At 72.1% G+C, this 21679-nt stretch carries 20 protein-coding genes; 10 read left to right on the forward strand and 10 right to left on the reverse strand.

The window, feature by feature from the left end:
- Positions 1-16 precede the first annotated feature (16 nt).
- Positions 17-850, forward strand: coding sequence for an SDR family oxidoreductase (locus LQK89_RS00305; RefSeq protein WP_174779243.1), 834 nt, complete (start codon positions 17-19; stop codon positions 848-850).
- A 60-nt stretch (positions 851-910) separates the two neighbouring features.
- On the opposite strand, the gene LQK89_RS00310 is transcribed toward LQK89_RS00305, so the two are convergent.
- The 4 genes from LQK89_RS00310 to LQK89_RS00325 all read right to left on the reverse strand — a co-directional run bounded on the left by LQK89_RS00310 (position 911) and on the right by LQK89_RS00325 (position 5078).
- A complete protein-coding gene (locus LQK89_RS00310) occupies positions 911-2161 on the reverse strand; it encodes an MFS transporter (RefSeq protein ID WP_231049787.1) in 1251 nt (416 codons plus the stop codon).
- Positions 2158-2823 (reverse strand): HAD hydrolase-like protein, encoded by a 666-nt coding sequence (locus tag LQK89_RS00315; RefSeq protein WP_231049788.1) that lies wholly within the window; start codon positions 2821-2823, stop codon positions 2158-2160. Before LQK89_RS00315 ends, LQK89_RS00310 begins: the two co-directional genes overlap by 4 nt.
- A 143-nt stretch (positions 2824-2966) precedes the next feature.
- On the reverse strand, positions 2967-3662 hold the full coding sequence (gene nucS / locus LQK89_RS00320) for an endonuclease NucS (protein ID WP_231049789.1): 696 nt from the start codon (positions 3660-3662) through the stop codon (positions 2967-2969).
- Between the two features lie 9 nt (positions 3663-3671).
- Positions 3672-5078: an MFS transporter gene (locus LQK89_RS00325; protein WP_231049790.1), complete on the reverse strand. Its 1407-nt coding sequence runs from the start codon at positions 5076-5078 to the stop codon at positions 3672-3674.
- Between the two features lie 119 nt (positions 5079-5197).
- On the opposite strand from LQK89_RS00325, the gene LQK89_RS00330 reads away from it, so the two are divergent.
- The 5 genes from LQK89_RS00330 (at position 5198) to LQK89_RS00350 (ending at position 11010) form a co-directional block, all read left to right on the forward strand.
- Positions 5198-6349 (forward strand): LacI family DNA-binding transcriptional regulator, encoded by a 1152-nt coding sequence (locus LQK89_RS00330; protein WP_231049791.1) that lies wholly within the window; start codon positions 5198-5200, stop codon positions 6347-6349.
- Positions 6350-6421: 72 nt separating this feature from the next.
- Positions 6422-7522 carry an alpha/beta hydrolase gene (locus tag LQK89_RS00335; RefSeq protein WP_231049792.1) on the forward strand — a complete coding sequence of 367 codons (1101 nt, stop codon included), beginning with the start codon at positions 6422-6424 and terminating at the stop codon, positions 7520-7522.
- A 101-nt stretch (positions 7523-7623) separates the two neighbouring features.
- A complete protein-coding gene (locus LQK89_RS00340) occupies positions 7624-8418 on the forward strand; it encodes a hypothetical protein (protein WP_231049793.1) in 795 nt (264 codons plus the stop codon).
- 867 nt (positions 8419-9285) lie between these two features.
- Positions 9286-9660 carry a hypothetical protein gene (locus LQK89_RS00345; RefSeq protein WP_175325556.1) on the forward strand — a complete coding sequence of 125 codons (375 nt, stop codon included), beginning with the start codon at positions 9286-9288 and terminating at the stop codon, positions 9658-9660.
- 903 nt (positions 9661-10563) lie between these two features.
- Positions 10564-11010, forward strand: coding sequence for a hypothetical protein (locus LQK89_RS00350; RefSeq protein ID WP_231049794.1), 447 nt, complete (start codon positions 10564-10566; stop codon positions 11008-11010).
- A gap of 14 nt (positions 11011-11024) precedes the next feature.
- Here LQK89_RS00350 and LQK89_RS00355 read toward each other — a convergent pair whose 3' ends face one another.
- Together LQK89_RS00355 and LQK89_RS00360 are read right to left on the reverse strand one after the other, a co-directional pair.
- Positions 11025-12236, reverse strand: coding sequence for a lipopolysaccharide biosynthesis protein (locus LQK89_RS00355; RefSeq protein WP_231049795.1), 1212 nt, complete (start codon positions 12234-12236; stop codon positions 11025-11027).
- The gene (locus tag LQK89_RS00360; protein ID WP_231049796.1) at positions 12233-13576 is read right to left on the reverse strand and encodes an MATE family efflux transporter; all 1344 of its coding nucleotides are present in this window, start codon (positions 13574-13576) and stop codon (positions 12233-12235) included. The genes LQK89_RS00355 and LQK89_RS00360 overlap by 4 nt, the downstream gene beginning before the upstream one ends.
- A gap of 31 nt (positions 13577-13607) precedes the next feature.
- On the opposite strand from LQK89_RS00360, the gene LQK89_RS00365 reads away from it, so the two are divergent.
- On the forward strand, positions 13608-14270 hold the full coding sequence (locus LQK89_RS00365) for a GAP family protein (protein ID WP_231049797.1): 663 nt from the start codon (positions 13608-13610) through the stop codon (positions 14268-14270).
- A 115-nt stretch (positions 14271-14385) separates the two neighbouring features.
- On the opposite strand, the gene LQK89_RS00370 is transcribed toward LQK89_RS00365, so the two are convergent.
- On the reverse strand, positions 14386-15723 hold the full coding sequence (locus tag LQK89_RS00370; RefSeq protein WP_231049798.1) for a uracil-xanthine permease family protein: 1338 nt from the start codon (positions 15721-15723) through the stop codon (positions 14386-14388).
- Between the two features lie 97 nt (positions 15724-15820).
- Here LQK89_RS00370 and LQK89_RS00375 point away from each other — a divergent pair, with 97 nt between their 5' ends.
- Positions 15821-17833 (forward strand): M13 family metallopeptidase, encoded by a 2013-nt coding sequence (locus tag LQK89_RS00375; RefSeq protein WP_217507769.1) that lies wholly within the window; start codon positions 15821-15823, stop codon positions 17831-17833.
- Positions 17833-18792, forward strand: a complete 960-nt coding sequence (locus tag LQK89_RS00380) for a serine hydrolase (RefSeq protein WP_231049799.1) — start codon at positions 17833-17835, stop codon at positions 18790-18792. The genes LQK89_RS00375 and LQK89_RS00380 overlap by 1 nt, the downstream gene beginning before the upstream one ends.
- 6 nt (positions 18793-18798) lie before the next feature.
- On the opposite strand, the gene LQK89_RS00385 is transcribed toward LQK89_RS00380, so the two are convergent.
- A complete protein-coding gene (locus tag LQK89_RS00385) occupies positions 18799-19467 on the reverse strand; it encodes a DUF4232 domain-containing protein (protein WP_231049800.1) in 669 nt (222 codons plus the stop codon).
- Positions 19468-19580: 113 nt separating this feature from the next.
- Between LQK89_RS00385 and LQK89_RS00390 the strand changes: the two genes are divergently transcribed.
- Positions 19581-19862, forward strand: a complete 282-nt coding sequence (locus LQK89_RS00390) for a hypothetical protein (RefSeq protein WP_144803541.1) — start codon at positions 19581-19583, stop codon at positions 19860-19862.
- A gap of 18 nt (positions 19863-19880) precedes the next feature.
- Here the strand turns inward: LQK89_RS00390 and LQK89_RS00395 are convergent, their stop codons facing one another.
- Complete coding sequence (locus tag LQK89_RS00395; protein WP_083519900.1) at positions 19881-20240, reverse strand: NUDIX hydrolase; 360 nt, start codon at positions 20238-20240, stop codon at positions 19881-19883.
- 68 nt (positions 20241-20308) lie between these two features.
- Positions 20309-21619, reverse strand: a complete 1311-nt coding sequence (locus tag LQK89_RS00400; protein WP_231049801.1) for a glutamyl-tRNA reductase — start codon at positions 21617-21619, stop codon at positions 20309-20311.
- Between the last annotated feature and the right edge of the window lie 60 nt (positions 21620-21679).

Below are 21679 nucleotides of genomic sequence, written 5' to 3' on the forward strand. Positions count from 1 at the left end.
CACGACGGGAGCGACCATGACCATCGCCATCACCGGGGCCACCGGCAACATCGGGGGCGCGGTCGCCCGCGCGCTCGCCGCGGCGGGCACGCCGTTCCGGATGCTCGTCCGCGACCCGTCGCGCGCACCGGAGCTGCCCGGCGCCGAGGTCGCCGTCGCATCCTTCGCGGACGTCGACGCGTCGCGCCGGGCCCTCGAGGGCGTCGACCTGCTGCTCATGGTGTCCGGCGCCGAGGCCGAGGACCGGCTCGCCCAGCACCGCGCCTTCGTCGGCGCGGCCGCGACGGCGGGCGTGCAGCACATCGTGTACACCTCGTTCGCCGGTGCCGCGGCCGACGCGACCTTCACCCTGGGCCGCGACCACTGGGCCACGGAGCAGGCGATCCGCGCGACCTCGATGGCGCACACGTTCCTGCGCGACTCGTTCTACCTGGACTTCGTCGAGGACCTGGTCGGCGAGGACGGCGTGATCCGCGGTCCGGCCGGCGACGGTGCGATGGCGGCGGTGGCGCGCGCGGACGTCGCCCGAGTCGCGACCGAGGTGCTGCTGCACCCGTCGGCGCACCTCGACCGCACCTACGACCTGACCGGGCCGGTCGCGATCACCCTGGCCGAGGCCGCGGCGATCGTCTCCGAGGTCCGCGGACGCCCGGTCAGCTACCACGAGGAGACCCTGGACGAGGCGTACGCGTCGCGGGCGAAGTGGCAGCCGGAGCCGTGGCAGGCGGACGCGTGGGTGAGCACGTACACGGCGATCGCGGAGGGTGTGCTCGCGCCGGTCTCCGGGGACGTCGAGCGGGTCACCGGCCGCCGGCCGATGACGCTGCGCGAGGTGCTCGAGGCGCGCTGACGCACAGGCGGCCGGGAGGCTCGTGGTGCGTCCGGCGCGACGGGTCCCGTCCGGCGCGGGTCAGGTCACGCGACGGGCGGCGAGGGTGCCGATCACCCCGAGGGTCAGCACCGCCACCAGCACGACCAGCAGCGGCGCCGTCCAGTCTCCGGTCGCGCCGTGCAGGCTCCCGGCGACGAGCGGCCCGGCCGAGCCGATCAGGTAGCCGCCGCCCTGCACGAACGCGGACATCCGGCGGGCGTCGTCGTCGCTCGTGACGATGCGCACGATGATGATGAAGATCACGGTGATGCCGCCGCCCTGCGCCGCCCCGCCGAGGACCGACCAGAGCAGCCAGAGCTGCGGCGCGAACAGCAGCCCGAGCGGCATCGCGAGCCACAACGTGCCGACGAGGGCGACGATCGCCCGCGGCCGCCAGCGCGTCGCGAGCACCGGGACCCCGAGCGCCCCGACGACCGCGAGGATCTGGAACACCGACGAGCTCGCGCCGGACGACTCCGCCGAGAACCCGATCTCGTCGTGCAGGAGCGTCGGGATCCACGCGGTCAGCGCGTAGTACGAGAACGCCTGTCCACCGAAGGCGAGCGTCAGCCCCCAGGTGATCAGCCGTCGAGCGGGTCGGACGGTCGGAGCGCCGCTCGTCGACACCGTGCGGATCGACCCCGTCTCGGTGAGCAGCTCGACGGGCCCGGTCGCGGGCACCGGCTCGGTGCGCTCCGGTCGGAGCCAGGCCGCGCGGGTGCCGACGGCGTACGTCCACCCCGCGGCGGCGACCACCGCGAACACGGCCCACACCGCGATGGCGACCGGCCAGCCCCAGGCGGCGGCGATCGGTGCGGTGCCGAGCGACGTGATCATCGACCCGAAGTTGAGCGCCGACGTGTACACGCCCGTGACCAGGCCGACGCGCTCCGGGGAGGTGTCCCGCCGGATGACGACGGGCACGACGACGTTGCCGATCGTGATGCCGATGCCGATCACCGCCGTGCCGACGAGCAGCGCCGTCGCCGAGGGCACCGAGCGGAGCACCGTGCCCGCGAGGACGATCACGAGCGACAGGGACACCGCGCGCTCGGGGTCGGCCTTGGCGATCACCCAGCTGGCGAACGGCGTCGCGAGCGAGAAGCACAGGACGGGGATGGTCGTGAGCAGGCCGGCGACCGTCGCGGTCAGCCCGAGGTCGACCCGGACGTCGCCGATCACCGGCGCGGGGGCGACGATCGGCCCGCGGAAGTTCAGCGCGATCAGCACGATCGCGGCGGGCAGCACCCAGGCCGCGCCGCGGAGCCCCCGACGGGCCGCGGTCGTCACGCGGCGTCCGGCAGCAGGATCGGCAGCAGGTCGAGCGGGGTGGCGGCCTGTGCGACGGTGCCCGTGGCCTCGGCCGGGGAGCCGTAGCCCCACTCGGCGAAGACCACGGGGACGCCGTTCGCCGCGGCACCCTCGACGTCGTGCAGGCGGTCGCCGACGAGGACGGGCCGGCTCACGTCGAAGCCGCGGGCGTCCAGGCGGCGGAGGGCCTCGGCGACGACGTCGGCCTTGGCGCTCCGGACCTCGTCGTCGCTCGCGCCCGTGATGACGTCGATGTCCCCGGTGAGCCCGTAGTGCTCGAGGATGTACGTCGCCGGGGTCTCGGGCTTGCTCGTGGCCGTCGAGATCGGCAGTCCGGCCTGGTGCAGGGTCCGCAGCACGACGTCGATGCCGGGGAACATCGCCGAGTCGAGCGCCCCGTGCGACAGGTAGTGCTCGCGGTAGACGGCGAGCGTGTGCTCCGCCTGCGCCTCGTCCATCCCCATCGCCGTGCGGAACGTGTCCATGATCGGCGGGCCGACGAACGACATGAGCGTCTCGTGGTCCGGGACGGGCACGCCGACCGTGCGGAAGGTGTGCGTCATGCTCTCGAGGATCCCCGGAGCGGAGTCGCTGATGGTGCCGTCGAGGTCGAACAGGATGGCGGTGAAGGGGCGCGTCATGTCCTGCCCAGCCTAGTCGGCGTGTCGGGGGCGACCCGTGCCTCCAGGCCGGTGCTCGCACCGACGACGGACGGGAGCCGTCCCGACGACGGGCGCGAGCCGTCCCGATGACGGACGTGGGCCGCGGCGCCCGGTCGCTCCGCTCAGAACAGGCGCGTGTGCCCGCCCTCGATGCCGCGCATCGCGTCGTAGTCGAGCACGAGGACGCGGATCCCGCGGTCCTCGGCGAGGGTGCGCGCCTGCGGTGCCACCGTCTGCGCCGCCAGGACGCCCTGCACCGGTCGCAGGAGCGGGTCGCGGTTCATGAGCTCGAGGTACCGGGTGAGCTGCTCGACCGCGTCGATGTTCGCGTTGCGCTTCATCTCGACGGCCACGCTCGCGCCCGCGTCGTCACGGGCCAGGATGTCCACCGGTCCGATCGCGGTCATGTACTCGCGGCGGACGAGCGTGTGGCCGTCGCCGAGCAGTTCGATCTGCTCCGCGAGGAGCTGCTGCAGGTGCGCCTCGACCCCGTCCTTCACCAGCCCGGGGTCGACGCCCAGGTCGTGCGACTCGTCCGCGAGGACCTCGTACAGGCTGACGATCAGCTTGTCCTGCGTCTTCTTCTGCGTCACCGTCCACACCTGGGTGATGCCGGCGGAGGCCTGCTCCTCGTCCGGCTCGCCGATCTCTATCGAGCACGGCGGGCTCATCCAGTTGAGCGGCTTGTAGCTGCCGCCGTCCGAGTGGACGAGCAGCGAGCCGTCCGCCTTGAGCATGAGCAGACGGGTCGCGAGCGGCAGGTGGGCCGACAGGCGTCCGGCGTAGTCGACGGAGCAGCGGGCGATGACGAGACGCACCCGGCGATCCTAACGGTGGTCGCGCGTCGCGCTCTCCGCCCGGTCGGCGGTCGGTGCGGCGGCTTCCGTCCCGGGGGTGGGCGTGCGGGCTTCCGTTCCGGGGGTGGGCGTTCCGGCCTGGAGGCGCGGGTCGTCCCCGTCGTCCCCGCTGCGGCCCGTCGTCCGGTCGCGCCCGGCCTGCTGCGCACGTCGGCGGCGCAGCGTCTCGGCCGCAGCGCCCGTCTCGCGCGCCGCCCCGGACGCCAGGCCGGCGCCGATGATGAACACGAAGACCACGAGCAGCGCACCGAGCAGGCCGATGTGCTCGCCGAGGAAGCCGATGAGCGGCGGACCGGCGAGGAACGCCACGTACCCGATCGTCGCCACGGCGCTGACCTTGAGCGCGGCCGAGCGCGGGTCGTCGGCCGCGGCGGACATGCCCATCGGGAACCCGAGGCTCGCGCCGAGGCCCCAGAGCACGACCCCGACGATCGCGATCGGGATGACGTCGACGAAGATGAGCAGCCCGAGACCGACCACGGCGACGGCGGCGCTCACGCGGAGCACCGGCACGCGGCCGAAGCGGTCGATGAGCGGGCTGCCGGCGATGCGCCCTGCGGTCATCGCGGCGAGGAACACGGTCAGCACGGCGGAGCCCGCGGCGTTGTCGAGGCCGTGGCCGTCGATCATCGCGAGCGGCAGCCAGTCGTTCGCGGATCCCTCGGCCAGCGCCATGCCGAGCACGATCACGCCGATCAGCAGGGTCGACGGCTGTGCCCAGACCTGCCAGCGGGTGAGCTGCACGGGGGTCGGGCTGGTCGCGGTCGAGGTGTGCTCATCGAACCGGTGCTCGTCGCCGAAGCGCGACGCGGCCGCGAGCATGACCACGCACGTGACGATGCCGAGGACGGCGAAGTGCAGCACGACGGGCACCTCGAGCGCCTCGGTCAACGCCCCGAGCCCGGCGCCGGCGAGCGTGCCGACGCTGAACGCCGCGTGGAAGAGCGGCATGATCGTCCGCCCGCCGGCCTTCTCGGCGGCGGCACCGGACACGTTCATGGACACGTCGACCAGGCCGTTGCCGAAGCCGAACGCGATGAGACCGACCCAGATGGCGGCGAAGCCCCACCCGTACGTGACCGCGAAGCCGGCGAAGGTCAGCCCGACGGCCAGGCAGACCGAGGCCACCTGGACCCCGCGGCGCGCACCGAGCTTCGACACGATGTGCCCGGCGAAGGTCAGGCCGCCGATCGAGCCGACGGCCATGCCGAGGACGAGCAGGCCCATCTCGAAGGTCGTCGCGCCGAGGGAGTCGCGGACGCTCGGGATGCGGCCGAGCCAGGTCGCGATCGCCAGGCCCGACAGCGTGAAGGCCACGAAGACCGCGACGATCCAGACGCGGGTGGTCGGGGCGGTGCGGGCGGACGTCGTCGTCATGTCGGGCTTTCCGGGTCGGTGCTGATCGGTGCTGGTGCCGGTGCTGCGTGGGTCCTGCGATGCGTGTCGCGGTGGTGTCGAATCGATTCGACCCCGTTCGGTGACTACGCTAACGGGCGATGGACGAACCGGCAACAGGACCCGGCGCGTCCGGGACCGGAGCGTCCCGGACCGGCGCCGACGGTGGGGCGAGCCGTGGACCCCGCCCGACCCTCGCCGCCGTCGCCCGCGCGGCCGGGGTCGCCCCGTCCACGGCGTCGCTCGCCTTCAGCGGTGCCGGACCGGTCTCCGAGGACGCGAAGGCCCGCGTGCTCGCCGCGGCCGCCGAGCTCGGCTACGGCGGACCGGACCCGCGGGCGCGCTCGCTGCGCCGCGGTCGGTCCGGGGTGATCGGCGTCGTGATGGACGAGCGCCTGAGCGACGCGTTCCGCGATCCCGTGAACGTCCTGACCCTGGACGGCATCGCCGAGGTCGCCGGCGAGGCGGGGGCGTCGCTGCTGCTCGTCCGGAGCCCGCTCGACGACGAACGCGGCATCGGCCCGATCGTCGACGCCCCGATGGACGCCGTGGTCCTGGTCGGCTGCAACGTCCGGATCGACCCCGCCGTCGCCGTGCTCCGTCGCCGGCAGATCCCGGTCGTGGCGATCGAGGCGGACGAGATCGAGGGCGCGGTCCCGATCCACCTCGACAACCGCGAGGCCTCGCGCCGAGCCGCCGCGTTCCTCCGCGACCTCGGGCACACCGCCGTGACCATCGTGACGCTGCCCCTCGACGGGAGCCGCCGTCGCGGGCTCGTCGACCCCGCCCGCGAGGCCGAGGGCGTCGCCCACACCACGCTCGAGCGGCTCCGTGGGGTCCGCGGCGTGTACGGGGACGCCCCCGCGGTGGAGGCCGCCGGCAGCTCGGTCGAGGAGGGCCGCATCGCCGGGCAGTCCCTGTTCGCCGGCGCAGCCTCCGGGGCCGCGATCCCGACCGCGGTGGTGGCGCAGAGCGACCTGCTCGCCGTCGGGGTGATCTCGGCCGCACTCGACGCCGGACTCCGTGTGCCGGAGGACGTCAGCGTCGTCGGCTTCGACGGCATCACGGTCGACGACAGCCTGCTCCACCGCTCGCCGATCCGGCAGCTCACCACGCTCGTGCAGCCCTTCGAGCAGAAGGGCCGTGCCGCGGCCCGCGCGGCGCTCGCGATGCTCGAGGGCGGCGAGCCGCACCCGGCGGCGTTCCGGTCCGAGCTGCGGATCGGCGACACGACGGGCCCCGCTCGGAGCTGACTGGGGAATCCCTCAGCACCGCGGGCACGATGTCGGCCGTGCCGCCGGGCGACGGCACGTACGCTCAGCGCCGTGCAGCACGCTCGACGCCCCGGCAGGACGGTCTGGACCGTGCTCGTCGTGGTCCTGGCCCTGACCGTCGTGAACGTCGGGGTCGGCGCGACCTGGTGGAGCCGGGCGTCGGCCGACCCCACCGCCGCGGTCACGGTGACGGCCACGCCCACCCCGGCCGTCACGCCCACACCGACCGTCCTCCCCGACCCGGTGGGGTCCGACGGCATCCCCCTCGCCGAGCACCCGTCCGCGTCACAGGGCCCGGCGACCCTGGACCTGGCGCACACCTGGGCCCCGCGGACGGACCTGCCGACCGCCGGGCGTCTCCTGCACGTGACCATCCCGGCGACGCGGTCGCACTTCACCGCCCGGCCCGGGCTGCTCTGGTTGCCGCCCGCCGCCCTGGTGCCGGACCCGCCGGCGCTCCCGGTGGTGGTCCTGCTCCCCGGTCAGTCCCGCGGCTCCGGCCCCGAGGACCTGGAGACGGGCGGGCACCTCACCGAGACGATGGACGCGGTCGCAGCGATGCACGCCGGACTCGCGCCGATCGTCGTCGTGCCGGACCAGCTCGGCCCGGACTCCGGCAACCCGATGTGCGTCGACGGCCCGCTCGGCAACAGCCGCACGTACCTGGAGCAGGACGTCCCGGCGTGGATCACGTCGCACCTGCGCGTCCAGACGGGGGCGTCCGCGTGGACGATCGGCGGGTTCTCGCAGGGCGGCACGTGCGCGATCCAGCTCGGCGCCGGGGACCCCGATCGCTTCGGCAACCTCATCGACGTGTCCGGGGAGCTCGGCCCGACCCTCGGCAGCCCCGAGGCCTCGATCGCCCGCGGCTTCTCCGGGAACGCCGCCGCGTACCGCGCCGCGCAGCCCGAGGCCCTGCTCGCGGCGCACCGGCCCTACCGGGACAGCTCGGCGTTCTTCACCGCCGCGCAGCTCGACTCGCACTACGGGCCCGCGATGCCCGTCGTCGCCGCGCACGCCGCAGCTGCGGGCATGCACGTCACGACCTGGGTGGTCCCCGGCGTGAAGCACAACTGGCTCGCTGCGCGGGCGGCGATCGCGGCGGGGATGGCGTGGCTCGTGCCGCGGATCGGACTCGCCCCCGGTCCCTGAGCCCGGCGCCGGGACTGCGCGCACGAGCAGCGTAGTCTGAGTGGAGCTTCAGTCTGCGGTCGTACCCCGAAACCGGTACCGCGGCGAAAGTGCTCGCATCGGTGATCACCACGAGCGCGTTGGTCGCGGAGGTCCTGGTCGCGGTGCCGGTGCAGGCGGCGGAGGTCGACGACCGGCCGGTGACCTCGTTGCCGGCGGTGACCTCGGACGCGGTCCCCGCTCCGACGCCGACTGTCCCGGACGGGGTCGTCGACGCTCCGAAGATCGCCTACGACCAGGCGCCCACGGCGACCGCGGACGACCGGACGAACGCACTCGGCGGCGACCTGCAGCCTGCTGCGCCGGATTCGCCGTTCGATCCGGACACGTCGAAGCTCGTCGGGCGTTCGACGTTCAAGGACACCTACGAGAACACCGACGGTTCGAAGACCGCGGTCATCTCGCAGGTCCCGAAGAACATCAAGGACGACCAGGGCAAGTGGGTCCCGGTGAACACGGACGTGGACGTGACGTCGGCGGGGACCGGTGTCGTCGACGACCACCCACTGGACCCGGTGTTCGCGGACAACGCGTCGGGCTCGGACGTCCTGACGATGCACCACGACGGGTTCACGCTCGCGTACTCGCTCGAGGACGCGGCGGACAGCCCACTGTCGCACACGAACAAGGGCGGCGCGGGTGACGAGGTCACCTACCGCGACGTCTTCCCGGACACGGATCTGCACTACACGGTGACGAACGGGACCGTGAAGGAGGAGCTCGTCCTGTCGGAGCTGCCGACGAAGGCGCGGGACTCGTGGTCGTGGCGCGTGCGCGGCAAGGGCCTCGCAGCCACCACGGAGGACGACGGCACGATGGTGTTCCGATCGGACTCGCCCGAATTCCTCGATTCGTGAGAGGTCGACCAGCTAATCGCGTGGCGCGGCATGCCGTGAGGCTGCGAGCGTACAAATTCAAACGTTACGTAATTCGACCTCATCATTATGCAGATACCGGCTACGGTAGCTATCAAAGCGCAAGTTGAGTCCGAGCCAAAGCGCGCGACGGATTCAAGTATCGGTAGAGTCGACATGCAAGAAAGAGCGTTGACGAAAATGAGAAAAGACGCAATAGTTCTTCTTGGCCCGGTTGCCACTCGCTACTCACTTGCAGCATGTGACGCAATGGCAGCGCTAGCCGGTATCGTGCTCGCGCGGCAGATCGGGAATCATCTTCGACTCGAGTGGGTAACAGTAGTTCTCTCCGCCATCAGCGTGACAGTCGGAGGCTACATGTTTTGGCGCGCCCTACGAACCGGCGCGGAAGTAGCACGAGACCACCTTGTTATACGGGGCTTGATTCGGAATAGGCGAATTGCATATGCGACAATCTTTGCCATGCCGCAATCTGAAGATGTCGTATCGTTGCCCTTTATTGGCTGGAATCAACACGGCCGCAAACGCTTCTCACCGCTTTTTGCCTTTTGGGTATCTCCGGGTCCGCTCGCTGCGTCGGCGCGACGCGGCGCGATGGAAGCATTGGTTGAACTTGAAAAGTGTAGGAGCCGTCCTCGCAGGTAGGAAGAGCCGTGTCTGTCACGGACGGCGAGCTCCGGTAGAACGCCAAGCTTCGCGCTGCGCAGCACCTATCTTCAGGTCATTGCCGCAAAAATCGATCGGGCTGCACTGCATTCACGGGTATTGAGTGAAGTCCAATCGAGGAATCGCGAGATATCTACCCCATTATCCTCGTCTTGGGAGTGGGAACATTGGGCAGCATCGACTGTGGCGAAAGTCTGGAAAATTTGGGGGACGCTTTTGGCATTCCAATACCCCTTGATTGCGTTTGACCTGGACTATCACCCCTACCGCGTTGCCTTTTCTGACATTGCCACGGGTGCCTTCGAGTGGGAACTCGCGCTCGAGGTAGAAATTGCCTTCGATTCTGGTTTCAAGGAGATGACCATGGTTGCGGAGGCTGGTGGTGTTGTGGAAGTTGCTCTCAGAAGTGAATACGCAAGCGAATCCTCTTGGCGCGAGACCGCCATACTGGCCCTGAGGTCTCAGGCAACGAGAAGCCGTACCCACGTGATCGACGAACAGATCCTGGCTGAAGCGTGTCCCTCGGAGTTGCTCCGACGGATTCAGGAGATATGGTAGACGACATGATTCGATACTGACTACCGTTCGTGTGGATGATTGCTCATGCACAAGAGTTGCCGGAGTGAGTGTTCGCGACTGTGACCAGGGGTCATGGGAAGGAGGATTTCGGTAACTAGATCAAGCGGGTCCGTTTCGGTGTGGGACTGCAAGATGCTTCCGGGGCGTGGATGGAGAAGGTAGTGCGACGCGTCGCTCACTCAGGCAACACGGCTCGGTGGATTGCGTTGCCGATCTACTCAACTGCGTTGTCCGTCATCCTTCTGAATCTCCTCAGTGGCACCGCGGTGCCGCGCACGCTTCCGGCCGGGATAATCCTCGGTGTTGTGGTGTCCGCCATGGGGTATTTCCTGGTGCGGAGCCTGTTCATGGGTATCTACATCAACGGGCAGGTCCTTGTTGTTCGGAGCTGGTTCCGTACGTCACGATGGAATCGTGCTGCGATAACGAGTTGCCGGGCCGTGAGTTACGAAGGCTTCTTGAACGCCGGGAATCTCGACGGAAGTGGCCGATTCCTCAAGGTGATGGCTTTCGGCATCAGGAATGACGAGGGGTCAGTCCGCTTGCGCCGTCCATCGGGGACGTTGTGCGGCCCAACCCGTGCCGCACAGCAGACGAGGGAGATCTCTGCTTGGCTGGAGGGTGCCGAGCACGCGTGACCACCCGATCAGACCCGAGAGACCGGTGAGGGTAGACCGCAGCGGAAACCCCATGGCGTTGAGCGGATTCGCCGCGCAATTCCCTCCCCCGGTGTGACCTCCGACGCCGTGCCCTCGAGGTCCTCCGGCGGCTGCAGGCAGTGGTCGACCCCCTCGTCCGGATGACCGAGGGTCCACCCGCCGGCCGACCCCGTCGAGACCGAGGGCGGACGATCCCCGGGCGCCGACCGGACAGGCTCGGAGCATGAGCACCAGCACGCGCACCACCGTCCGTCGTTCCGCCGCCCTCGTCGCCGCAGCCGCCTCCATCGGGCTCCTGACCGGCTGCAGCGTCGTCCACCAGCAGTTGGGCGACGCGTGGGCCGTGACGTACGAGGTGACGGTCGACCAGCCCGTCGGCGCGACGCTCGCGGACGTCCACGTCGAGGGCGCCGACGGCCGCGGGGACGCGCCCCGCGAGGTCGACCTCGGCGACCGGAAGACTCGGAAGGCGTCGGACGGCGGATCGCGTTGGACGCGCGAGCTCGTCGTGCTCGCGGAGGACCGGGCCTCGGTCCGGGCGACGCCCGCCGCCGGGGCGACCGCTACCTGCCACATCATGCTCGACGGCGGGCGCGAGATCGCCTCCGCCACCTCGAGTGGGCCGGGCGAGCCGGTGCGGTGCTCGGCGACCACGCCGACGTTCGACTGACGGGGCAGCCGTGCTCAGCGCCGCCGCAACCCGAGTCCGAGCACCGCGACCAGGTTCACCGCGCTGCCGACCAGGAACCCGGTCGTCCCACCCGCGACCCCGGCGACCGGCGCGAGCACGGCCATCAGCACCGCACCCACGACGAACCCCGCGACCGAGGCCAGCGCCACCGCCCGCGACCGACCGGCCGCGAGCAGGAGCGCCGCCGGGACGAGCCCGACCGTGAACACCCACACGCCGACCATCAGGTACCGCAGGTCCGCCACGGCTGCCGCCCCCTCGGCCGGGTAGACGATCGGCAGGAACCACCCGGCGAGCAGGGCGACGAGTCCGAACACGACCGCGGTCCCGCCCGCGAAGCCCCCGACGAGCACGGCGGCGCCGCGGGAGCGCAGCGACCCGCCGTCCGTCCGATGCGCGAAGGCCGGAACGAGCACCTGCCCCAGGGCCTGCCCGAGCATCGAGGCGGGCGTCGCGAGCGTGAACGCGGCGGCGTAGACCCCGGCCTCGCGCGCGGAGACGCTCACCTGCGCCGCGATCATCGTCAGCTGGAGCAGGCCGTTCGCGGTGGTCACGGCCAGGACGTTCCACAGCGCGAAGCCGAGCACCCCGGTCGTCGGCTCCGGCGGACCGGCGGCCCGGTTGCCCCTCGGCCAGCACGCCACCGCGAACACCGTGTAGCCGACGGCCAGGGGGAGCAGCACGAGGGGCTCGAGGCGGGCGACGCACACGGCCACGAGCAGCCCGAGCGCGAGCACGCTCGTGACGGTGTCCCACAGCGCGGTCAGCGGCGCACGACCGTAGCCGAGCTGCGCACCCCGCGCGTGGCAGTAGAGGCCGTAGGCCACCACCACCGCGACGCCGCCGACGACGGTCCACGGCCCGTTGCCCCACGCGACGGCGATCGGCACGGTCAGCGCGGCGAGCACGACGCTCGACACCGCCATCGCAGCCCCGAGCAGTCGGTTCACCGCGGCGTCCGACCGGCCGGCCCGGAGCGCGACCGCGAGGTACCGCGACGCCGTGTTCCCCGCCGCGTTCGGCCAGAGCAGCGCCGCGAAGACCGACAGGGACAGCAGGGCCGTGGTGTGCCCGAGCGTCTCGGTGCCGAACACCCGGCCGACGACGACCGTGACGAGGAGCTTCGCGACCCCCTGCACCCCGATGCCGACCGTCGCGAGCACCGCGGAGGACGCGACCGCGGTCCCTTCCCCGGAGCGCGTCACCGGGCCAGCGCCTGTTCGATCCAGCCTCGTCGGTGCGCCCGAAGCCCGAGCGTCACCGCCCGGACCCCGATGTACCCGAGCGCGAACGCCGCCCAGAGTCCCGCGAGCGTGCCGCCCGCCCACCAGAGGAGCGGCAGGTACACGACCAGGTTCACCCCGCCGGCGATCGCCAGGTACCGGGCGTCACCCGCGCCGATGAGCAAGCCGTCGAGCACGAAGACGTAGCCCGCGACGGGCATCCCGACCGCGATGAGGACGAGCACGACGGGCAGCGCGTCCCGGACCGCGGCGGAGTCGGAGAACACCGGTCCGAGCAGGCCGCTCACCGCCACCGTCACGAGCCCGAGGAGCACGCCCCCGGCGATGCCGAGCAGCACCAGCCGCCGGGTGACGAGCCGTACCCGGTCGGGGTCGCGCGCGCCGAGGCCGTGCCCGACGAGGGCCTGCCCGGCGATGGCGAGGGCGTCGAGCGCGAACGCCAGGGTCGAGAAGACGGTGAGTCCGACCTGCGTCGTCGCGAGCCCGGTGGTCCCGAGCGCCGCCGCGGTCCCGACGGTCGCGAGCATCGCGACCCGCAGCGAGGCGGTGCGGAGGAACAGCCACGCCCCCGACCGCAGCGCGCGTGCGACGCCGGACGCTCCCGGCCGCAGCGGCGCACCGGACGCCCGGGCTGCGCGGACCGCGATGCCGACGTAGACCGCGGCCATGGCCCACTGCACGATGACGGTGCCGGCCGCCGAGCCCTCGACGCCCCATCCCGCGCCGTAGATGAGCACGGCGTTGAGCAGCCCGTTCGCCACGAAGCCGACGGTCGCGACGACGAGCGGGGTCCTGGTGTCCTGCAGGCCGCGCAGCAGTCCGGTCGAGGCGGTCACGACGAGGATCCCGGGCAGGCCGATCAGCGACACCGTCAGGTACGCCGTCGCCGCCGCCGACACCGCGGGCGAGGCGCCGAACAGGTCGACGAGCGGCCCGGCCAGCGGCCACCCGACGAGCGCGAGCACGACGCCGAGCGCGAGCGCGAGCCACATCCCGTCGATGCCGGCGTGCACCGCGCCGCGACGGTCCCCACCACCGAGGGCCCGGGCGACGGCCGGGGTCGTCGAGTACGCCAGGAAGACGAGGAGCCCCGTCACGGTCTGCAGCACGGCGCCCGCCAGGCCGACCGCGGCGAGGGAGGTCGCCCCGAGGTGCCCGACGAGCGCGGTGTCCGTCAGCAGGAAGAGCGGCTCGACGACGAGCGCCCCGAGGGCGGGCACCGCGAGCCGGACGATGTCCCGGTCGACCCCGCGCTGCTCGGAGCGAGCAGGGCGCTCGGCGGACGCGGGAGGACGGGGCACCGCACCATTCTGGTGGCGGTACGCTCCGACCGTGGACCTGACCGCCCTCGTGCCCGGTGCCGTCGGGATCGCCCTGAGCCCCCTGCCGATCGCGTCGGTCGTCTTCCTGCTCGGGCACCGCCGCGGGTACGGACCCGCGATCGCCTGCGTGGTCGGGTGGGCGACGGCGGTGGCCGTGGCGCTCGTGGTCGCGGTCCTCGTCGGCGAGCGGCTCCCGCTCGAGACCGCCGGCGGGTCGTCGGTGCAGGCCGTCGTGGCGCTCGCCGCCGCCGCGGTGCTCGCCGGACTCGCCGTCTGGCAGTGGACGACACGGCGCCTGCCCGACGGGCGTCCGTCGAGTGCCCGGTGGTCGGACGCCGTCGAGCGGCTCGGCACCGGTCACGGCTTCGGCCTCGGCCTGCTCCTGTTCTGCAACCCCAAGGCGCTCCTGCTCGCGCTCACCGCGGGACTGGCGTTCGGCGACGCTGACCCCGCGCCGGGGCAGGCCGTCGTGGCGGCCGTGCTGTTCGTGGTCGTCGCCGCCTCGACGGTCGCTGCGCCGGTCGTCCTCGCGGCTGCCGCCGGTCCGCGTGCGCACCGACCCCTGTCCGCCCTGCGGGTGGGCATCGAGCGGTGGGGCACCGTCGGCCTGGTGGTGGTGCTCGTCGTGCTGGCGGTGGTCCAGCTGGTGGTCGGCCTCACCGGCCTCCGCTGACGCGGTCGGTCCCGGCAGGCGGGCAGGCGGGCAGGTGGGCTGACGGGCTGGCGGGACGCCGGACGGGAGGATCGTGGCGGGCTGGCCACGATCCTCCCGTCCGGTGGTCCGTGCGTCAGTCCGCGCGCGGCTCCGCCGGGACCGCGCCGGTCGCGGCGTGCGCCGCGTCCGAGGCCTTCGGTGCTCCCTGCTCCGTACCGCGTGCCCGGCCGACCAGGTCCATCAGGTGGTAGACGACGATCGCCGCGACGGTGCCGACGATGATGCCGCCGAAGGTCGCGCCACCGAACGAGAACGTGAAGTCGGCGATGCCCATGATCAGGGCGATGCCCGCGGTCAGCTGGTTCTTCGGCTTGGCGAAGTCCACCTTGTTCTCGACCCAGATGCGGATGCCGATGACGCCGATCAGGCCGTACAGCGCCGTGGTCGCACCGCCGAGCACGCCGGCCGGGACCGACGAGATGACCATCCCGACCTTCGGCGACAGCCCGAGCAGGATCGCGACGATGCCCGCGACCCAGTACGCGGCGGTGGAGAAGACCCGCGTGGCGGCCATGACGCCGATGTTCTCGCCGTAGGTCGTCGTGGCCGAACCGCCTCCGACGCCGGCGAGCACCGTCGACAGGCCGTCCGCCATGAGCGCGCGGCCGGTCAGCGGTGTGAGGTCGCGGCCGGTCAGCTGCCCGACGCCCTTGACGTGGCCCACGTTCTCGGCCACGAGCGCGAGGACGACGGGCACGAAGCCCAGGTACACGGCGAGCTGCCCGGGGTCGAAGGCCGGCGCCGTGAAGGTCGGCAGGCCGACCCAGGGGACCTCGGACACCTTCGACAGGTCGACCTGCCCGGACAGTGCGGCCACGACGTAGCCGACGACGACACCGATCACGATGGACAGGCGGCCGACGAGCCCCTTGAACAGGACGGTCACCAGGATGATCGCCGCGAGGGTGACCACCGCGGTCAGGGGTGCCTTCGTGAAGTTGTCGCGGGCGGCCGGCGCCAGGTTGAACCCGATCAGGGCCACGATCGCACCGGAGACCACGGGTGGCATGAGCCGGTCGATCCAGCCCGCGCCGGCCAGGTGCACCACGAGGCCGACGAGCGCGAGCAGGGCGCCGACGACGATGATGCCGGACAGGGCGAGGGGGATGCCGCCGATCTTCGTCGCGGCCGCGATCGGGGCGATGAAGGCGAACGAGGAACCGAGGTAGCTCGGCAGCCGGTTGCCCGTGATGAGCAGGAAGAGGAGGGTCCCGACACCGCTGAAGAGCAGCGTGGTGGACGGTGGGAAGCCGGTCAGCAGTGGGACCAGGAAGGTCGCGCCGAACATCGCGACGACGTGCTGGACACCGAGGCCGATCGTCCGCCCCCAGCTCAGGCGCTCGTCCGGCGCCACGATCGTCGAGGCGGAGACGGTCGCGCCGTCCCCGTGCAGCTTCCAGCCGAGTCCCATGCGATGACCGTACCGGGCCGCCGGCACCCTGTGGGGTCGTCCACAGGGGTGGCCACTGACCGGGTGCCGAGCCGGTGGTGGTGGCTATCGTGGACGCATGACGGACGTCGCACCCACGCCAGGGAACCCGAGCACGGGGACCACGCAGACCTCGGGAGCCCTCGGCTCCGGGATCACGACCGACGAGCTCGACCCCGCGGTCCGACCGCAGGACGACCTGTACCGGCACGTGAACGGCTCGTGGATCGACGCGACGCCCATCCCCGACGACAAGGCGCGGTACGGCTCGTTCACGGTGCTGGCCGAGGCTGCCGAGGAAGCCGTCCGCGCGATCGTCGAGCGCTCCCAGCAGGCCGCTCCGGGGACCGAGGAGCGGAAGGTCGGGGACCTCTACACGTCCTTCACGGACGAGCAGCACCTGGAGTCGCTCGGCACGGAGCCGATCGAGCCCCTGCTCGCCGAGGTCGACGCGGTCGACTCCGTCGAGGACGTCGTCCGCATGGTCGGCCGCTTCGAACGGCTCGGGCTTCCCGGGTTCCTGCAGCTCTTCGTCGACAACGACCCGGGCGACCCCGAGTCGTACGTCGTGTTCCTCGAGCAGTCCGGCCTCGGGCTGCCCGACGAGTCGTACTACCGCGAGGACCGGTTCGCCGACATCCGCGCGAAGTACCGCGAGTTCGTCGCCGCGATGTTCCCGCTCGCGGGCTTCGACGACGCGGCGGAGCGCACCGATCACGTGATCGCGCTCGAGACGGCGCTCGCCGCGGAGCACTGGGACAACGTGACGACCCGCGACAGCCAGAAGACCTACAACAAGATGCCCTGGGCGGAGATCGCCGGACTCGCCCACGGCACCGACCTGCAGCACTGGGTGGACGCCATCGACGCCCCGGCCGGCGCCTTCGAGACGGTCGTCGTGCGGGAGCCCTCGTTCATCACGGGGCTGGTCGCGCTCCTGCACCGCGAGCCGGTCGAGGCGTGGAAGGACTGGCTCCGCTGGCAGGTGGTCCGAGGATCCGCGGCCTACCTGACGAGCGCGCTGTCCGCGACGAACTTCTCGTTCTACGGCACGGCCCTCACCGGTGCGCCGAAGCAGCGCGAGCGCTGGAAGCGCGGCGTCTCCCTGGTCGAGGGTGCGATGGGCGAGGCCGTCGGTCGGATCTACGTGCAGGAGCACTTCGACGAGACGTCCAAGGCGAAGATGGACGACCTCGTCGCCAACCTGGTCGAGGCCTACCGCCAGAGCATCACCGCGCTCGACTGGATGACCGACGAGACCCGCGCCCGGGCGCTCGACAAGCTCGACAAGTTCACGCCGAAGATCGGCTACCCGGTGAAGTGGCGCGACTACTCGGCGCTGGCCGTCGACCCGACCGACCTGCTCGGGAACGTCCGCGCGGTCGCGTCCTTCCAGGTGGACCGCGAGCTCGGCAAGATCGGCAAGCCGATCGACCGCGACGAGTGGTTCATGACCCCGCAGACGATCAACGCGTACTACAACCCGGGCTTCAACGAGATCGTGTTCCCCGCGGCGATCCTGCAGTTCCCGTTCTTCGACGCGAACCGTGACGCCGCCGCGAACTACGGCGCGATCGGCGCCGTCATCGGGCACGAGATCGGGCACGGCTTCGACGACCAGGGCTCGCAGTACGACGGGGACGGCCGCCTGCAGAACTGGTGGACCGAGGCCGACCGTGCCGCGTTCGAGGACCGCACGAAGGCGCTCATCGCGCAGTACGACGCCCTCGTCCCGACCGAGGTCCCGGACGGCCACGTCAACGGCGCGCTCACCATCGGCGAGAACATCGGCGACCTCGGCGGTCTGTCGATCGCGTGGAAGGCGTACCTGCTGTCCCTCGACGGCCAGGAGCCGCCCGTGGTCGACGGCCTCAGCGGCGCCGAGCGGTTCTTCCTCAGCTGGGCCCAGGCCTGGCGGATGGCCATCCGCCCGGAAGAGGCAGCACGCCTGCTCTCGATCGACCCGCACTCGCCCACGGAGTTCCGCTGCAACCAGGTCGTGCGGAACATCGACGGCTTCTACGAGGCCTTCGGCGTGACCGAGCAGGACGCCATGTACCTCGACCCGGCAGAGCGCGTCGCGATCTGGTGATGACCGAACCGGACGCGTCCGCGTCCTCCGAACCGGGTTCCACCCGCCGTCCGCGGCGTCGACAGCACGTCGACGCCGCGGACGGCGTCCGTGCGCGCGGACGGCACCGCGGCGGTGCGGACGAGCGGTTCACGGCCGGCCTGGAGGCACTGGGTGCGTTGGCCCGGGACGGTGCGTCCGTCAGTGCGTCCGTCATCGACACCTCGACCGGCAGGGCCCTGCTGGCGGTGGACGACACGCTCGTGCAGCCCGTGGCGAGCCTCGGACGCGTCCTGCTCCTCATCGAGACCGCCGCGCAGCTCGAGGACGGCCGCCTGCACGGGGACCGGTTGCAGCGCATGGCGCGGGACACTGCGACGGGTGCCGGCCTGTGGCAGTTCCTGCAGGAACCGACCATGCAGGTCCCCGACCTCGCGACGCTCGTCGGTGCGACGGCCGACTCCTGGGCGATGAACGCGCTGCTCTCCACGGTCGGCATCGACGCCGTGCGGGAGCGTGCGGAGGCGCTCGGGATCGAGCGGACCGCCCTGATCGACCGCGTCCGGGACCGCCGCGGGCCGGACGACGCCCCGGACGCCTCGGTGGCCCCCACCGGCGAGCTCGCCTGGCTGATGCGGGGTCTGGCGCTCGGCGAGGTCGTCGACGAGGCCGTGTCGAACCGGGTGCTCGGCTGGCTGTCCCTGGCGAGCGACCTGTCCCTCGTCGCGGGCTCGTTCGGTCTCGACCCCCTGGCGCACCGGGCGCTCGACCACGGTCTGCAGGCGGTCGTCGTGACGGGGTCGTCGACGGGGGTGCGGGCCGAGGCCGGCATCCTCCGCGGGCCGGGGTCGTCGGTGAGCTACGCCGTCACGGTGACCTTCGACGACGCCTCGCTCCAGCGACGCCTCGGGGTGGTGGAGGCGCTCCGGACACTCGGCACCGAGGTGCTCGAGGTCGTGCACGCCCCGTCCTACCGCTGACCGCGGTCAGTCGGTCGCCTGCCCCTCGGGCACGAGCCCCTGCACGTCGAGCAGGGCCGCGCTCGACTCGGCGCAGGCGGTGTAGCCCGACGCGCGGACGAACAGGGACTCCGTCGACCCCGGCGGGTAGACGCGGAAGCCGTCCGCGGCGACCGGCGAGCAGGCGGCGTTCGAGAAGTTCTGCGCGTTCACGATCTTCAGCGGAGCCACCGCGATCTGTCCCGGGCCGAGGGTCACGGTCGGGTGCGCCGACGATCGGTCCTGCGTCGCGGCGGCACCGATCTGCGTCCCGTCGCCGTCCCCGACGAACGAGACACCGGGCCAGCCCTGGAGCGTGCACGTCGTCGAGCCGGTGTTGCGCAGGGTCAGGTGGATGATCGTGCTCCCCGCGGCGCCACCGCTGCCGGCCTCGGTCCCGCCGGCGAGCGAGGAGACCGTGCAGGTCGTCCCGGAACCGTCGGCCGCGCCCCCGGTCCCGGTCGGCGTGGCACCGGGCGACGGTGCCGCCTGGCCGGCGGCGGACGGCATCCCGGACGCGGAGGACCCGGGCGTGGCCGACGCGGTGACCGTCCTGGTCACCGACGGAGCCGGCCCTGACGAGCACCCGGCGAGGGCGACCACGGCGAGCAGGCCCGTGGCGGTGGACACGACGATCGTCTTCACGTTCCGCTGCACGCTGCAACGCAACACCCGGCCCGGGGGACGGGTCTCGGCGCACGCCCAGCCGCGCCGAGCATGCTCGCGACGACGAGGCACCAGCCACGCCACACGAGCGACGGAGGTCGGACATGGCAGGCAAGCACGAACAGGCACGCGGCGACGAGGGCCGCGCGGACGGCGTCGAGCCCCGCGCCGGAGCGTTCGTCGACAGCGACATCCCCGGCGACGAGCACGTCACGTCGAACGAGCCCGCCGGCGAGTTCGTGTCGAGCGACATCCCCGGCGAGACCCGACCCGAGGGGGCCGGCGACGGCCGCGACGAGGGCGAGTACGTCGAGTCGGACATCCCGGGCGAGGCCGAGCCGACCCTGGGCGAGGCCGCGGGGCACTACACCGACAAGGACCAGTAGCCCGCAGCCTGGTCGGGCTCAGTCGACCAGACCGGCGGCGACCAGCCGGCGGAGCGTCTCGACGCCCGCCGGCGGGCACCGGTCCGCGTCCCCGGACGTGACCCACTCCACCTCGTCCACCTCTGCGGAGGCGACCGGCGAGGCGGTGTCCGACGCGCCTCCCGGTCGGACCAGGAAGAGCGCCATCGCGACGATCGTCCCTGGAGCCTGTCCGTGCGCCGGTTCCGTGACCGTCCCGAAGGGCTCGACGTCGGCGGCGGTGAGCCGCACCGCGATCTCCTCGTCGGCCTCGCGCAGCGCGGCCTGGACGTCGGTCTCGTGCGGCTCCGCCTTTCCGCCGGGCAGGTAGAGGACGTCCCGTCCGCGCGCACGCACCATCAGGACGCGCCGGTCGCGGACCAGCAGGAGGGCGCTGACACGCAGCGTCGGGGGACCGGTCTGGAGGCTCAGCTCGCGTCCGCCGCGTCGGTCCGGTCCGCGACGGGTGCGGTCCGGTCGGCCAGCGGGACGACGGGGGACGGCAGCTCGGCCTCGGGTTCGGGGTGGACGCCGTAGAGGGCGTCGAGGGCGCCGACGAACTCCTCGCCGCGCCCGGCACGGCCGAGCTCGCGGGCGCGGACGGACGGGCGGTGCAGCAGGACGCCGACGAGGTGCCGGAGTGCGCGCTCGGTCTGCTCGACGGACTCCGGGTCGGCGTCACGGCGCTTCGCCCGCTCGATCTCGTCGTCGAGGATGTCGAAGACGTGCTTCCGGAACGCGACGAGCGCCGGGGTCGTGGACTGCTCGAGCGCCTGGGCACGGAAGCGCGACACGGCGTCGTCCACCATCTGGCGCGCCTCGGACTCGGCGTTCAGCTCGGCGATCGGCGCGTGGATGCTGATCGTCTCGAGGTCGAGGAGCTCGACGCCGTCGACGTCCGCGGCGTCGGGGTCGACGTTGCGGGGGAGCCCGAGGTCGATGACGATCCGGCGCTGTCCGTCGTCGAGGTCGGCCGGTTCGACGACCGGGACCTCGCTCGAGGTGCACGTGATGACGACGTCGCTCGACGCGATCGCCCCGCGCAGGTCGGTGGCGGCGACGAGGTCGTGCTTGGCGGCGAACCACGGCGCGCGACCGGACGGCGAGAAGACCTGGATGTTCGCGGCACCGCGCTCGCGCAGCGCGGCGATCGTCGTGGCGGCGTAGCTGCCGGTGCCGACGAGCAGCACGCGGGTGTGCGCCCAGTCGGTGATGCGCGAGGAGGCGAGCTCGAGGCCGAGGCGGACGAGCGAGCGTCCGGCGGCGCCGATGCGGGTGCGGGTCTTGACGCCGCGGGAGGTGTGCGCGGCTTCCTGGAAGAGCCGCTCGAGCTCGGAGGTCGTGGTGCCGTTCGCGCGGGCGTCCTCGAGCGCGCGTCGGACCTGGCCGGAGATCTCGGTCTCGCCGACGACGACGGACTCCAGCCCGCTCGACACGGCGAACAGGTGCTGCACGACGTCCCCGCCGCCCAGGACCTGGACGGACTCGGCGACCTCGGCGGGCACGAGGTCGCTCGCTGTCGCGACGGCGTCGACGGTGGCCGACACGGCGGAGTCGCGGTCGTCGCCCGCGATGTCGAGGTAGGCCTCGAAGCGGTTGCAGGTGGCGAGGACGACGGCTCCGTCGAGCACGTCGGAGTCCGTCACCAGACGGCTCGCGGCGGTCGGTGCGCCGATGCTCAGTCGCTCCAGGAGATCGAAGCTGGCGTTGCGGTGCGACGCCGTGAGACAGATGAGCACGTCTTCCATCGTAACCCGCGATCGCTGCGCGGGCTGTTCGCTGACCGCGTGCTCATGGAC

It is taken from the genome of Curtobacterium sp. C1, from assembly GCF_021049325.1.
GTDB lineage: Bacteria > Actinomycetota > Actinomycetes > Actinomycetales > Microbacteriaceae > Curtobacterium > Curtobacterium citreum.

Coding starts and splice junctions, on each gene's coding strand:
- LQK89_RS00305 (WP_174779243.1), top strand. CDS start 17: ATGACCATCGCCATCACCGGGGCCACCGGCAACATCGGGGGCGCGGTC.
- LQK89_RS00315 (WP_231049788.1), bottom strand. CDS start 2,823: ATGACGCGCCCCTTCACCGCCATCCTGTTCGACCTCGACGGCACCATC.
- LQK89_RS00325 (WP_231049790.1), bottom strand. CDS start 5,078: ATGACGACGACGTCCGCCCGCACCGCCCCGACCACCCGCGTCTGGATC.
- LQK89_RS00330 (WP_231049791.1), top strand. CDS start 5,198: ATGGACGAACCGGCAACAGGACCCGGCGCGTCCGGGACCGGAGCGTCC.
- LQK89_RS00350 (WP_231049794.1), top strand. CDS start 10,564: ATGAGCACCAGCACGCGCACCACCGTCCGTCGTTCCGCCGCCCTCGTC.
- LQK89_RS00370 (WP_231049798.1), bottom strand. CDS start 15,723: ATGGGACTCGGCTGGAAGCTGCACGGGGACGGCGCGACCGTCTCCGCC.
- LQK89_RS00375 (WP_217507769.1), top strand. CDS start 15,821: ATGACGGACGTCGCACCCACGCCAGGGAACCCGAGCACGGGGACCACG.
- LQK89_RS00380 (WP_231049799.1), top strand. CDS start 17,833: ATGACCGAACCGGACGCGTCCGCGTCCTCCGAACCGGGTTCCACCCGC.
- LQK89_RS00390 (WP_144803541.1), top strand. CDS start 19,581: ATGGCAGGCAAGCACGAACAGGCACGCGGCGACGAGGGCCGCGCGGAC.
- LQK89_RS00395 (WP_083519900.1), bottom strand. CDS start 20,240: ATGGTGCGTGCGCGCGGACGGGACGTCCTCTACCTGCCCGGCGGAAAG.